1 protein-coding gene is annotated in these 570 nt (G+C 66.8%); it reads left to right on the forward strand.

Going from position 1 to position 570, the window contains the following annotated elements:
* Positions 1 to 410 (forward strand): SufD family Fe-S cluster assembly protein (locus tag KUM32_RS38940; protein WP_217146504.1); only part of this gene is annotated, 410 nt, incomplete at its 5' end.
* Positions 411 to 570: the final 160 nt, after the last annotated feature.

The raw sequence follows: 570 nt of genomic DNA on the forward strand, positions 1-570 counted from the left end.
AGATGGTGCACATGGCGCCGAACACCTCCTCGAACATCGTCTCCAAGTCGGTGGCCCGAGGCGGCGGTCGCACCTCCTACCGCGGTCTGATCGAGATCGGCGAGGGCGCGCACGGCTCGAAGTCGAACGTGCTCTGTGACGCGCTCCTGGTGGACACCATCTCGCGCTCGGACACCTACCCGTACGTGGACGTCCGCGAGGACGACGTGTCCATGGGCCACGAGGCGACCGTCTCCAAGGTCAGCGACGACCAGCTCTTCTACCTGATGAGCCGCGGTCTGTCCGAGGACGAGGCGATGGCCATGATCGTCCGTGGCTTCGTCGAGCCGATCGCCCGCGAGCTGCCGATGGAGTACGCGCTGGAGCTCAACCGGCTGATCGAGCTGCAGATGGAGGGCGCGGTCGGTTGATGCCGACCCGCGCACCACTGGGGCAGCACCTGTTTTCTGACGCAGAGAGAGAGCACCACGACAGCCATGGCTGAGAACACTCCCGCCGGCAGCACCACCGACGGCGCCATTCAGGTCGGGGGGCCGCAGCAGCCCATCGACGCCCGGGTCAGCGCCATTG

The organism is Streptomyces sp. AC627_RSS907 (genome assembly GCF_019049165.1).